The sequence below is a fragment of the Arthrobacter ginkgonis genome (assembly GCF_039540195.1).
Lineage (GTDB): Bacteria > Actinomycetota > Actinomycetes > Actinomycetales > Micrococcaceae > Zafaria > Zafaria ginkgonis.
On sequence record NZ_BAABEO010000020.1, the window covers coordinates 24,221 to 36,711 of the forward strand.

The window sequence follows — 12,491 nt, forward strand, 5'->3', positions numbered from 1 at the left end:
CTTTTCTACTACGCGAGGGGCAGCTTCCTAGGCCAGAGACAGCACGTAGGACAGGACGAATCCCGCGGCCGTGCTCAGGGCCACCGCGGGCCCTCCGTTTTCGAAGGCCTCCGGCATGATGGTGTCCGCCAGCGCGGCAATGACCGCCCCGGCGGCAAAGGCCAGCGGCAAGGAAATGGTTTCCGGCGAAGCACCCGAGAGCGGACCCGCGCCCAGCACGACCGCGAAGACCAGCACCACGCTGCACGTTGCCCACATTCCCAGCACGTAGCCGGTGGACTTCCCCTGGCTGCGCATGGATGCGGCGCTGACCAGTGCTTCCGGCAGGTTGGAGACAAAGATGGCCGCCAGCAGCGCCAAGCCTCCGGTGCCTTCGGCCAGCGAGACCCCGAGGGCCATGTTTTCCGGGAAGCCGTCGAGGGTCGCCGCGGCCAGGAGGGCCAATCCCGCAGCCCCGCGCGTGGAGGCCGGGCTGGGAGCCATTCCCGTGGCCGCCGCATCGGTATCCAGCTTGGCGCTTCCGCGGTATTCGTCGGCAGGAATCGCGCCGCGGCCCGGTTGCGCCCACCGGTCAAGGAGGGCGCTCAGGACGGTGAAGACGAGCGCTCCCGCGAACAGGCCCAGCGAGGCACGCCAAATGCCCCCTTGCTCATGGGCATCCTCGAATAGTTCAAAGGACAGCGCGGTGATGAGCGCTCCGGCAGCGAAGGCAAGCACCATGGCCAGCAGCCGTTTGGGCAACTCGAAGCGCACCCCCACCATCGCGCCGAGCATCAGCGCGCTGGAAGCTATGACGCCGAAGAGCAGTGATGGACCCACGGGCCCCCTTCCTGGCAGTGTTCCTTTTCCTCGCGGGGTTGGCCGCCACCAGGCAGGAGGCGCGGCGGGCCATGGTCGGGCAGGGGCGTCCTCCGCAACCGCCGGGCGGTGCGTCGGACGCCCCTGTGCGGCCCCTATTTCTGGGTCTCCTTGGGCTTCTTGCTCGCCTTGGTCTCCTTGGGGTTGTCGGCGTCCTTGAGTTCGACTTCGGCGGTGGCCTGGATCAGCGCGAGCAGGTCCTTGTCCAGTCCGGGCGAGAATTCCTCCCGGCGTTCGGGAGAGATCGTCATGGGGAAGCCTTCCGGCATCACCTCGGTCCGCAGTTCCTGCGTCGCGTCGGAGGGGGAAGCTCCGCGGAACAGCTTGCCGGCCTCGCTGAGGTCGTCCGCGCCAAAGGTGTACTGCACGTTCTGCAGCCCCTGGTCCAGCAGCTTCTTCACCTCCGGGAACTGCTCGGCGTTGGTCTTCGGGATGGGCAGGACGGCACCCCAATTGACGCCGAGGCTCTCCAGGGCCTTCGCGTAGGCGTTCTCGTGGGCCTGGTCCCGCACGATCAGGTAGGCAATGGTGGAACGGGCCGTCTTGTTGTCCGTCATCTCGTAGATCCGGCACTTCTGCAGTCTGCCGGTGGACTCCAACATCAGGTTGTACAACAGGTCCAGGGCCAAGTTGCCGCTGTTGTACACGTAGCTGCCGCTCCAGGGATTGCCGGCGGCGTCGACCGGCAGGGCGCCCTGCGCGGCGACGAGGTAATGGTGGATGTTGCTGGTGTCCAGGGCGATCTTCAGCGGGGTGGCGCCCCCGGCTCCCGGCTCGTCGACGGGATCGGTCTTTTTTCCGTTGTAGCGCGGGGAACCGTCAAGCAGGCGGGAAATGGTGGTGCCGATCAGCTCCACATGGCTGATTTCCTCGGTGCCGATGCCCTGAAGGAGGTCCTTGTAGGGCTTCCCCGCCGCATCCCCGCGGAAGTTGATGCTCTGGAACAGGTACTGCATCATGGTGCGCATCTCGCCGAACTGCCCGCCGAGGCCTTCCTGCAGGGCGTTTGCGGCGGCCGGATCCGGCTCGTCGACGGCGATTTCGTTGATCAGCTGCTGGGTGTGCAGATACATTTCGGACTCCTGAGATTGAGGAAAGCCACTCGACCGAACTCTGACGTGCGCCACTCAACCACAGGCCCAGAAGTGGATCAAGAGCCCGTCGGACGGGCCGCACCCAGCGGACGGCCCGGTCGCAACGGCCCTTTCTGGCCGCTCCTCAGGCGCGGCACGGCGGGCTCTCCCGGCCAAGGCCTAGTGGACGGAGCGGAGGGCCGCGCCGGCTAGTCTTCCCGGGCGTTTTCTTGGCCGCATTCCTGGCACTTCCACCACAGAGGCGTCCGGCTTGTCTCGTGTCCGTCCTTTTGCACACGGACCTCCCAGATGACAGTGTGCAGGCGTTGCTGCCCGCAGGACTCCGAATTGCAGAAAAGCGTCCGTTCGCCCGTGATTTCGCTGACCGTCATGTCTCCCCCTTTTCCCGCCGGTGGCAGCTGATTTCCCCCCGGTGGCAGCTAGCCTGCCACAGCCGTGACCACATGGGAATGCCCTCCAGGCAGGGCCGCGCTACGGGGTCAGCAAACCCGGACTCCCACCGACGGAGCCGCGCCGCCGAGGCGGCGCAGCCGGGGAACGGGGATCCGGTAATTGAGCGCGACGGCGGTACCCGAGCCGTCGTCGTGGGACCAGCGCATGAGCGCCGAACCGTCGCCAGGGTCGCCTTCGAGCAGCTCGGGCCCACCCTCCAAGGGGAGGAAACCGCTCGCCTTCAGGTTGAGGCCGAACTGTTCGGTCCAGAAGTAGGGCTGGAAGTCGAGTTCCGGGGCATCATCGCCCTTGACCAGCGACGCTCCGGCGATCTTGCCCTGCTCGATGGCACTGGTCCACAGAGGGACGCGGCGGATGCCGCGCCTGGTCGAAAACGCCGCCACGTCCCCCGCGGCGACGACGTCGGGCCGAAGCCGTCCGCGGGTGTCGACTTCCAGCGTGCCGCCGGTCAGCAGCCCGCTGGTGGACAGCCATTCGACGTTCGGTTCGTCGCCGATGGCGCTGACCACAAGTTCCGCCTCCAGGAACGAGCCGTCCGCCAGTTCAACCAGGGCGTGCCCGCCGGCATCGCGCAGCCCGACCGCGCGGGACGGCGCAAACTTCAGCCCGCTGCGCCCGGCGGCCAAAAGGAACACCTCGGACAGATAGGGCCCCAGCTGGCCGAGCAGCGGCCGATCCCGTGCCGCCAGCGTGACCTCGCACCCCGCCGCCAGGCAGCCGGAGGCGATCTCCATGCCGAGGGCGCCGCCCCCGACGACGACGACCGACGGCTTGGCTGCCAGCCGCCTGCGCAGGGTGAGGGCATCATCGAGGCTGCGCAGCGTCAGCTCTTCGGCTTCCTGCCGCGCAGGATCGCCGCTCCCCAGGCGCCGTGCCCGCGAGCCCGAGGCGATCACCACGGCGTCGTACGGAAGGTCCGTGCCGTCGTCGAGGAACACGACCTTGCGGTCGGCGTCGAGCCGGGCTGCGCTCGCGCCGAGGAGCTCGGTCGCCTCGTGGGTCGCCGCCGGCAGGTGGTGGGAGGCCAGGTCGCCGCCGTCGAGCAGGGCCGCCTTGGACAGCGCGGGGCGGCTGTAGGGCGGATGGGACTCGTCGCCGACGATGGTCAGGTCCCCCTCAAAGCCGGCCGCCCGCAGCGAATCGCTGGCGGTGAGGCCCGCGATCCCGTTGCCGACGACGACGACGCGTTCCAGCCGCCGCATGCTCAGGCCAGCCGGAGCGCGGCGACGGGGCAGACGCGAACGGCGGCCTGCGCGGCCTCAAGCTCCTTGTCCACGTTTTCGACGTCGAGGACCAACTCGCCCTCGTCGTCCAGATGCATCAGCTGCGGCGCTACCTCCTCGCAGAGGCCGTGCCCTTCGCAGCGGGGTCGGTCAAGGACGATGTTCATGGTGCTCTCCTCCGGATTGGGGTGTGGCGTGGGCCACCCAGTGGCAAGAAGCTTTTCAGCGGGCCTTGTATCGCACAAATGAATTATTCTCATCCTGAACGTGCATCGGATGAATAGGCGGAGCAGGCTCCGCGGCGAAAGGGGTGCGCCATGCATAACGGCGAATCCGGCATGGATGCGGAACTGGCGCGGCTGGGCTCCGTGGACCTCAACCTTCTGGTTCCACTGCTGGCGCTGCTGGAGGAGCGCTCGGTCACCCGGGCGGCGGGCAAAGTCGGACTCTCGCAGCCGGCCATGAGCCACGGCCTGACCCGCATGCGCCGGCTGCTCGGTGACGAACTCCTCGTGCGGCAGGGACGCGGAATGGTGCTGACCCCGCGGGCCGTGGAGCTGCTGCCGGCGTTGCGGCAGGCCCTGCACCAGACGGCCAGGCTCGTCTATGCCGCGCCCTTCGATCCCGCCGTCGATCGCCGCGTGATCACCGTGGCGATGACGAACAGCACCGCGTTCGTCATCGGCAGCACACTCAGCCGGCTGCTGGCGGAGCGTGCACCGAACACGGTGCTGCGCCTGCGCACCACGAGTGTGGCCACCATGGCGGTGTTCGCGGAGGATGCGGCCGACGTCGTCCTCCTTCCGGAGGCGTTCGCCTCTTCCTACCCGCGCGAGCGCCTGTACGACGACCGGTGGGTCGTCGTCACGTCTTGGGACGCGCCCCGGGAGGCCGATGCGCTGCGACTGCTGGAGACCGTGCCCCACGTGGTTGTCGATGCGTCCTCGGAGAACCAGCGGCCGTACGAGATCCTCGACGAACGCAAGGTGCCGTACGCGGTTCGCCAGCGCGTGTCCGACTACCTGTTCGTCCCCCACCTGATCGCCCAGGCCGGCGGGGTGGCGGTCCATCGTTACCAGGTCGGCCTGGAATTCGATGGCAGGTTCGACCTGCGCATGGAGGAATTCCCCTTCCCCATCCAGACCTTGGGCATCGACATGGTCTGGAACCCGTGGCTGGCCGAGGACCCGTTCAAGACGTGGCTGCGCGACATCCTCATCGAGGCCGCCGAACCGCTGCGGGCCCGCTACGCACCGGCCCACGGCAACGGGGGCTAGCGCGCGAAGCAGGAACTATTTGCCCGGCGCATGAATGGCATGCAAATTATTCACTTGTGCCATAGTTCACTCCTGCCCTTGACTGTCTCCATCGGTGGGGTGCCCGGTGCGGACGTCGAAGAGGACGGCGTTCCGCGTGCCGCCACCTCAATCCACCCCTTGGATCGCACCGGCACGGGCTTCGGCCCGCCGGCGCGGATCCCGAGCCCCCATGTGAGGTGCCATGACTATGGAGACGTCGGTTTCATCGGATGTCGATCTCTTTTCCGATGAGATCCTGCTGGACCCCTATCCTTTCTTTGCCGAGATCCGTGAACGGTCCTCCGTGGTCCAGTTGACCCGGAACGGGGTCTGGGCGCTCACGCGCTACGAGCAGAACCGCGAGGCGCTGGGAAACTGGCAGGTGTTTTCCTCGAACGCCGTCGCCTTCAACGACCAGATGAACCAGGCCTTGGCCGGCACCAGCCTCGCGACCGACCCGCCGGACCACACGCGGTTGCGAGCCGCCCTGACCGAGAACCTGTCCCCGCGTGCGCTGCGCAAGCTCAAGGACGGCATCGACGGGAAGGCAGACGCCATGGTCGCCGAGCTCGTGGAGCGCGGTTCGTTCGACGCGATCGACGACCTCGCCCGGGCGCTGCCGCTGCAGGTCGTGGCGGACCTGATCGGTGTGCAGGGCGAGGCACGGGAAAACATCCTGCGCTGGGGCGAAGCCGCATTCAACGTGCTCGGCCCCATGAACCAGCGGACCATCGAGAACTTCCCGGTCGCCGGCGAGCTTTTCCAGTGGTGCGTTGGGGTCCAGGCCAAGGACCTGGCCGAGGGCAGCATGGGCCGGGCGATCTTCGACGCCGGGGAGCGCGGCGACATCCCCTTGGAGAGCTGCGGACACATCATCCACCAGTACGTTGCGGCCGGGATGGACACCACCATCGCGTCCATCGGCAACGCGATCGCGCAGTTCGCGGCCCACCCGGACCAGTACGACCTGGTCCGCGCGGACCCGTCGCTGATTCCCTCCGCGTTCAACGAGGTCCTCCGCTACGAGGCCCCGGCGCATGCCTTCGGCCGGCTGGTCACTGAGGACACCGTCGTTGACGGGACCTTCATCCCGGAAGGGGCGCAGATCGCCATCCTCTTCGGTGCCGGCAACCGCGACCCGCGCCACTACCAGGACCCGGATTCCTTCCAGGTCCGCCGGAACCCGGTGGACCACCTGTCCTTCGGGTACGGCGTGCACGGCTGCGCCGGGCAGGGTCTGGCCCGGCTCGAGGCGTTCGCGGTGATCGGCGCCATGGCCCGCAGGATTCGCCGGTTCGAGGTGGGGCAGCCAAAACGGCAGCTCAACAACATGACGCGGGCACTGGACAAGCTGCCCGTGCTCGGAATCCAGCCCGCCTGAGCCCCGAGCCGCTTGGCATCCTCTCCCCTGCCGGCGAGGTGGAAGGGCAGGCGGCGGGGCCGACGAGATCGCGGGAAGCGGCGGACATGCCGGCGCGGAGGGGCACATCCTTGCCGGATGCGCCCCTCCGCGCCGGCTTTCCGGGCCGGCCGCCCGCGGCTTGCGGGGTGTGGGGACCTAGCCCATGAATGCCCAGAAGAGGATGGCGGCGATGTAGATCAGGCCGACCCAGAACATCATGATCACGGTGTAGCCCATGATGTCCTTGAGCTTGAGCTTGGACAGGGCCAGCGCCGGGAGGATCCAGAACGGCTGGACCAGGTCGTTCCAGGCATTGCCGAGCATTACGGACATGGAGGTCTGCGGCAGCGAGGCGCCCAGGGTGTTGGCGGCTTCGATCATGAACGGGCCCTGGATGACCCAGTGGCCGCCGCCGGAGGGGGCGAAGAAGTTGATCACGAACGAGCTGATCAGGCCCCAGAAGGGCAAGGTCTCGGTGGTGGAGACGTTCACGAACCACTCGGAGATGGTCAGCACCAGGCCGGAGCCGGCCATGATCGCCATGATGCCCGCGTAGAAGGGGAACTGCAGGATGATGCCGGAGATCGTCTTGATGCCCTCGTTGAGCTTGGCGACATAGGCGATTGGGGTGCCGAGCAGGATGATGCCCAGGAACAGGATGATGAAGTTGATCAGGTTCAGGTCGACCTTGCCGCCCTGGAACATGTGAAAAACCACATAGAGGATTCCGGCCAGGCCGATCACCATGCTCAGGATCCGCGAGTTGTTCAGCTTGTTGGCCGGGGTGTCCTCGGAGAACTCGCCGTTGGACGGGCCGGAATCGGCGGTTGCGAACAGGGCCGGGTCCAACTCCTTCACGGGCTGGCCGGGCTTCGGGTGCAGGGCCGCGTTCAGCAACGGGAGGGTGGCCATGACCACGAAGGCGGTGATGACCATCGGCAGGGAGAAGATGGTTTCCTCCAGCCCAATCAGGCCCATGCTGTCCTCCAGCGCATGGCCCGGGGTCGCGATGGTCAACGGGACCGTGGCCGAGAGGCCCAGCCCGTACATGGTGAAGCCCGAATAGGCGCTGGCGATGATCAGCGGGTAGTGGATGCCCTTGATCTCGGTGGCCAGCTTGCGCGCGACGACGCCGCCGATGACCAGGCCGAAGCCCCAGTTCAGGTAGGAGCCGATGCCGCCGACGAGCGTCGCGACAATGACCGCGGCCTTCGGGGTGTGCACCAGGAGCACGATCCGGTCCATCAGGCGGTCAACCACCGGAGAGTTTGCCAGCACGAAGCCCGCGGCCAGGATGACCGCCATCTGGGTGGTGAACGCCAGCAGGCTCCAGAAGCCATCGCCCCAGCTCACGATCGCATCGACCGGGTTCTGGCGCTGGACGGCGAACGCCAGCACGAACGTCAGGAGGGTGAGGACGATGGCGAAGACGAACGGATCGGGCAGGTACTTGCGCATCAGCTCCGTGAAGAAGCCGGCGGTCTTCTGCATGATGCCGGAGCGCCCGGGCGGTGCCTCAGTGGTCTCGGTCGTGGTGTTCATGGGTGATCCTTCGTGAAAGTGCGGGTTTGTGTCCGGTGGCACAGGGGCATGTCGCCTACGGCACGTCGACTAGGGTGCCTTCCCGAACCGATGGACGTCCAATAAACAATCCATTCAAATTTGATAAGGAATCGCTATAAATTGGAAAAGTGGAACTCAAGCACCTGAAGGCGTTTCTCGTGGTCGCCGAGGAACTGCATTTCGGCCGCGCCGCCAGCCGCCTGCACATGGCCCAACCACAGCTCAGCCAGTGGATCCGCCGGCTGGAGGCGGACCTGGGCGTGGCCCTCTTCGACCGCAGCACCCGCTCGGTGCGGCTGACCGACCAGGGCGCCGCCATCGTGGAGCCGGTGCGCGAAACGCTGGAACGGGCGCACGCCGTGGAATTGGCCGCCCGGATGAAGGGGCCCGGAGTCTTCGGCCGCGTCCGGATCGGCTATGCGGGGGCCGGCAGCCGGGCGGTGATCCCGCCGCTGGGGCGGGTGGTGCGGGCCGAGGACCCCGGCATCGAACTGGACCTGCGCTCCATGCTCTACGGCGGCGCCACCCAGCGCCTGGTCGCCTACGGGGAGCTGGACATGGGCTTCTCCCGGCTGCCGGTGACCCACCCCGGGGTGGAGTGGCGCGTCTTTGCGTACGAACGGCTGCTCGCCGCCCTGCCGCTGGACCATCGGTTGGCCCGCCAGGAGACCGTCGCCATGCGCGACCTGGCGGCGGAACCGTGGGTGGCTTTCCCGGCGGATCAGGGATCGACGGTCCGCGACGCCGGACTGCTGCTGGCCCACGAGGAGGGCCACTTGCCGCGGATCGTCCAGGAGGCGCCGGATTCGTATGCCATCCTGGCGCTGGTCGCTGCGGGGATCGGGGTCACGCTGACGGTCTCCTCGGTCCGCCACATCAACGTTCCCGGCCTGGTCTACCGGGAGCTTGCCGAGCAGCCCACCTACCTGGCCGCCGTCGTCCTCTGGGGCCCCCGGCCGAGCCGGGCGACTCTCCGGGTGCTGGAGATCCTGGAACGGCTGCTGCCCACCCCGGCACCGCCAGAGGGACGCATCCTCGCCTAGGGGGGCCGCCCGATCCCCCGGCCCAGCCCCGCGTATCGGGCCCGGGGCAGGCGTAGCTACCCCACCACGCCGGAGCTGCCCAGCCACGAACCGATCGCGAAGGTCACCCCAAGGGCCAGCACCCCGCCGGTGACCACCCGCAGGGTGGGCCGCAGCGGCTTCGCCCCGCCCAGCAGGGCCCCGGCGGCGCCGGTCAGGGCGAGCGCGATGAGCACGGCTGCGAAGGTCACCGGCACGCGCACCGCCGCGGGCAGCAGCACCGCGGTGAGGAACGGCAGCACGGCGCCGGCGGTGAACGCGGCGGCGGAGGCGAACGCCGCGTTCCACGGGCTGGCGACCTCGGCCTCGGCGATGTGCAGTTCCGCCTCCAGGTGCGCGGCCAACGCGTCGTGGGCCGTCAGTTCCAGGGCGACCTGCCGCGCGGTGGCTGGGCTGATCCCCTTGGATTCGTAGATGTAGGCCAGCTCCTCCAGCTCCGCCTCCGGCATCTCCGCCAGTTCGCGCTTCTCCTTGGCAATCAGCGCGCGCTGGGAATCCGCGGAGCTGGAGACGGAGACGTACTCGCCGAGCGCCATCGAGATGGCACCACCGACCAGGGCTGCCGCGCCGGCAGTGAGGATCGGCCCCACCGCGGTGGTCGCCCCGGCGACACCGACCACAACGGCGGCGGTGGAGACGATGCCGTCATTCGCCCCGAGCACCCCGGCGCGCAGCCAGTTCAGGCGGTGCGCGGTGTCCGTGGAATCATGTGGTTCCCCACCGTGCTGGACGGCCTCCGGAGGATCGGTCATAGGGCAAGCAAAGCACCCGCACGGACCTTGGGCCAGCCCGGGAAGCCTTACCTGACCTGCCGCGACCGGCGCGGCGTCGGATGCGCGGGCGGCCGCTCAGGCGCCGAGGCGGACGTACTCCGGGTACTTCGCGCCCAGCAGGTCGCCGGAGGACGTGCCGGTGAGGCGGCGCCTGACCCACGGCGCCACGTGCTCGCGCGCCCAGGCCGCGTCGGCCTGCAGCCGCTGGATCCGGGTGAGCACCGGCGCGTACGCCAGCTCCGGGGTGTCGATGGCATCGGTTTCCGCCAGCACGGCCAGCACCTTCTTGGCCATGAGGATCTGCCCGGCCGGGCCCATGTGCAGGCGGTCCTCGGCCCAGTAGCGCCAGTCCTGGAACTCGCGCCAGCGCCAGTAGTCGGCGATCACGGCGCCGTGCCGGTCCGCGATCTCACGGACCCATTCGTTGTAGATGGCGGTCCGCCCGCGCGTCTTGCCGAAGACCGTGGAGCTGGCCGAATCGAAGCCCGTGAAGAGCACGACGGCGGCGCCGGACGCGCGCAGGGCTGCCACGGCGCCGTCGTACCCCTCCATGAGGGAGTCGATGTCCACGTTCGGGCGCAGGATGTCGTTCCCGCCGGCATACAGGGTCGCCAGGGTGGGGCGCAGCGCCAGCGCGGCGTCGAGCTGTTGGGCGATGACCTGGCGGATCTTCTTGCCGCGGACGGCCAGGTTCGCGTAGCCCCACTCCGGGTCGGCGGCGCACAGCTGCTCCGCGACGCGGTCCGCCCAGCCGCGCACCCCGTTGGGGCGCAGCGGGTCCGGGTCCCCCACGCCTTCCGTGAACGAGTCCCCCAGGGCCACAAAACGCTTCGCAAATTCCACGGGCCCAGCGTAGCCGCAATCGCGCAGTTGGCATCAGGTGCGCCGTGGGCATCAGGCTGGCCGCAGCAGCCGTCCGTCCTCGAGCGCCTGCAGGGACAGCGTCTTGTAGCCTTCGCTGTCGAAGAGGACGGTGAGCCGGTCCTCCTCGATGCCCATAACGACGCCGGCGCCCCACTGCGCATGCACCACCGGCCCGTGCAGCACGAACGGGCCGTGCTCCGTACGCGTCAGGTCCTCCACGGTGCCGGACAGGCAGTTGTCGCAGTTCCCGCAAGGGTCCGCAAGGTCCTCGCCGAAATAGCCCAACAGGTACTGGCGCCGGCAGCCGCCGGTTTCCGCATAGCCGCGCATCATGTCAATGCGGGAACGTTCGATGCGCGCCTGGGACTCTGCGGTCTTCACGGCCCGGCGCACCGCGTCCGGGATCTTGACGGAGGCATCCACCAAAATCCCGTCCGGACCGCTGGCGGCAATGCCGGCGGATTCGAGCAGGTTCACCGCGTTGGTGGCCTTGCGGGGCGAGAAGGCCAGGGCGCCGTCCTCCAGCTGGTCGCTATCCGGTTGATCGCCTTCCGGGCCCTCGCCGCCGGGCTGTTCCCCGGCCATCCGTTGCCTCAGCGCGGACAGCTGCATTGGCCCGTCGGCCTCGCGCAGGACCTGGAGCACCGCCCGCAGGGCGTCCTCGTCGGCCCGGTGGCTGCCGAAGAAGGAGCGCAGGCCCAGGTCCTCGGAGCGGTAGTGCAGGGTCGCGACGGCGTCCCGCCCGTCGCGACCGGCCCGCCCGATCTCCTGGTAGTAGCTGTCCAGCGAGCCGGGGATGTCCGCGTGGACAACGAACCGGACGTTGGGCTTGTCGATCCCCATCCCGAACGCGGTGGTGGCGACGACGGCGTCGAGCCGGTCCGCGAGGAAGTCCCGATGCACGCGCTCGCGCTCAGAGGCCGGAAGGCCTGCGTGGTACGCCGCGGCGCGCAGGCCCCGCTCCCCCAGACGGCGGGCGTACTTTTCGGCGTTGGCGCGGGTGGAGACGTAGAGCAGCCCGGGCACCGGCAGGGCCGCGACCTGGTCCAGGACCGCCTTCTCCTTCACCTTCACGCCGTGGTGGCGCGCCACCTCCAGCCTCAGGTTGGGCCGGTCGAAGCTGCGCACGACCACCCGCGCGTCGTCCATCCGCAGCTGCTCCAGGATCTCCTCGCGCACCGGGGTGGAGGCGGTGGCGGTGAGCGCGATCGCCACCGGCCGTCCGATCCGTTCCCGCACGGCGCCCAGGCGCAGGTAGTCCGGCCGGAAGTCGTGACCCCAGGCGGAGACGCAGTGCGCCTCGTCCACCACGAACAGGGCCGGGCGCAGCGCGCGGACGCGCTCGACGGCGTCGTCCTTGGCCAGCTGCTCCGGGGCGAGAAAGAGGAACTTCGCCTCCCCCGCGGCGGCCGCCTCCCACGCCCGGGCCTGGGCGGCCTCGCCGAGCGCGGAGTTCACCGCCACCGCGTGGACCCCGGGCAGGGCGTTGAGATCCTCGAGCTGGTCCGCCTGCAGGGCGATCAGCGGGGACACCACCACGGCCGGCCCCTCCAGGGAGAGCGCGGCCAGCTGGTAGATGGCCGACTTGCCGCCTCCGGTGGGCAGCACGGCCAGCACGTCGCGGCCGGAGACCGCGGCCGTGATCGATTCGAGCTGCCCGGGGCGGAACGTGTCCCATCCGAAGGAGCGGCGGGCCAGGTCCCGCAGGTCTTCGTGGCCTCCGCCGTGGTTGCGCATGCCCCGAGCATAGCCGGGCCCCGCGGCCGGCGTTCGGCAATTTTTCCCAGTCATCAGCCTGCCGCCCCGGCGTGTCCACACGGAGCGCCGGGAATCGTGTTCCTGCCCGGACCGGGCGTGGGAAGAATCCCGGACCCGCCCACT

The 12,491-nt window shown here is 68.9% G+C and carries 11 protein-coding genes; 3 read left to right on the forward strand and 8 right to left on the reverse strand.

From position 1 onward, the window contains the following. Positions 1 to 27: 27 nt before the first annotated feature. The 4 genes from ABD912_RS15210 to ABD912_RS15225 all read right to left on the reverse strand — a co-directional run bounded on the left by ABD912_RS15210 (position 28) and on the right by ABD912_RS15225 (position 3,795). The gene (locus ABD912_RS15210) at positions 28 to 819 is read right to left on the reverse strand and encodes a ZIP family metal transporter (protein WP_345152029.1); all 792 of its coding nucleotides are present in this window, start codon (positions 817 to 819) and stop codon (positions 28 to 30) included. A 134-nt stretch (positions 820 to 953) separates the two neighbouring features. Next, positions 954 to 1,931, reverse strand: coding sequence for a manganese catalase family protein (locus ABD912_RS15215; RefSeq protein WP_345152030.1), 978 nt, complete (start codon positions 1,929 to 1,931; stop codon positions 954 to 956). Between the two features lie 500 nt (positions 1,932 to 2,431). Continuing rightward, positions 2,432 to 3,607 (reverse strand): NAD(P)/FAD-dependent oxidoreductase, encoded by a 1,176-nt coding sequence (locus tag ABD912_RS15220; RefSeq protein WP_345152031.1) that lies wholly within the window; start codon positions 3,605 to 3,607, stop codon positions 2,432 to 2,434. Between the two features lie 2 nt (positions 3,608 to 3,609). Beyond that, positions 3,610 to 3,795 (reverse strand): ferredoxin, encoded by a 186-nt coding sequence (locus ABD912_RS15225; RefSeq protein WP_345152032.1) that lies wholly within the window; start codon positions 3,793 to 3,795, stop codon positions 3,610 to 3,612. 150 nt (positions 3,796 to 3,945) lie between these two features. Between ABD912_RS15225 and ABD912_RS15230 the strand changes: the two genes are divergently transcribed. Beyond that, positions 3,946 to 4,905 carry a LysR family transcriptional regulator gene (locus ABD912_RS15230; RefSeq protein ID WP_345152033.1) on the forward strand — a complete coding sequence of 320 codons (960 nt, stop codon included), beginning with the start codon at positions 3,946 to 3,948 and terminating at the stop codon, positions 4,903 to 4,905. A gap of 223 nt (positions 4,906 to 5,128) precedes the next feature. Beyond that, positions 5,129 to 6,307, forward strand: coding sequence for a cytochrome P450 (locus ABD912_RS15235; protein ID WP_345152034.1), 1,179 nt, complete (start codon positions 5,129 to 5,131; stop codon positions 6,305 to 6,307). Positions 6,308 to 6,484: 177 nt separating this feature from the next. Here the strand turns inward: ABD912_RS15235 and ABD912_RS15240 are convergent, their stop codons facing one another. Then, positions 6,485 to 7,870: a short-chain fatty acid transporter gene (locus ABD912_RS15240; protein ID WP_345152036.1), complete on the reverse strand. Its 1,386-nt coding sequence runs from the start codon at positions 7,868 to 7,870 to the stop codon at positions 6,485 to 6,487. Between the two features lie 149 nt (positions 7,871 to 8,019). Between ABD912_RS15240 and ABD912_RS15245 the strand changes: the two genes are divergently transcribed. Then, a complete protein-coding gene (locus tag ABD912_RS15245) occupies positions 8,020 to 8,934 on the forward strand; it encodes a LysR family transcriptional regulator (protein ID WP_345152037.1) in 915 nt (304 codons plus the stop codon). A 56-nt stretch (positions 8,935 to 8,990) separates the two neighbouring features. Here ABD912_RS15245 and ABD912_RS15250 read toward each other — a convergent pair whose 3' ends face one another. The 3 genes from ABD912_RS15250 to ABD912_RS15260 all read right to left on the reverse strand — a co-directional run bounded on the left by ABD912_RS15250 (position 8,991) and on the right by ABD912_RS15260 (position 12,347). Beyond that, a complete protein-coding gene (locus tag ABD912_RS15250; RefSeq protein ID WP_345152038.1) occupies positions 8,991 to 9,725 on the reverse strand; it encodes a VIT1/CCC1 transporter family protein in 735 nt (244 codons plus the stop codon). A gap of 96 nt (positions 9,726 to 9,821) precedes the next feature. Next, on the reverse strand, positions 9,822 to 10,589 hold the full coding sequence (locus ABD912_RS15255; protein ID WP_345152040.1) for an SGNH/GDSL hydrolase family protein: 768 nt from the start codon (positions 10,587 to 10,589) through the stop codon (positions 9,822 to 9,824). A gap of 51 nt (positions 10,590 to 10,640) precedes the next feature. Next, positions 10,641 to 12,347, reverse strand: a complete 1,707-nt coding sequence (locus ABD912_RS15260) for a RecQ family ATP-dependent DNA helicase (RefSeq protein ID WP_345152042.1) — start codon at positions 12,345 to 12,347, stop codon at positions 10,641 to 10,643. Between the last annotated feature and the right edge of the window lie 144 nt (positions 12,348 to 12,491).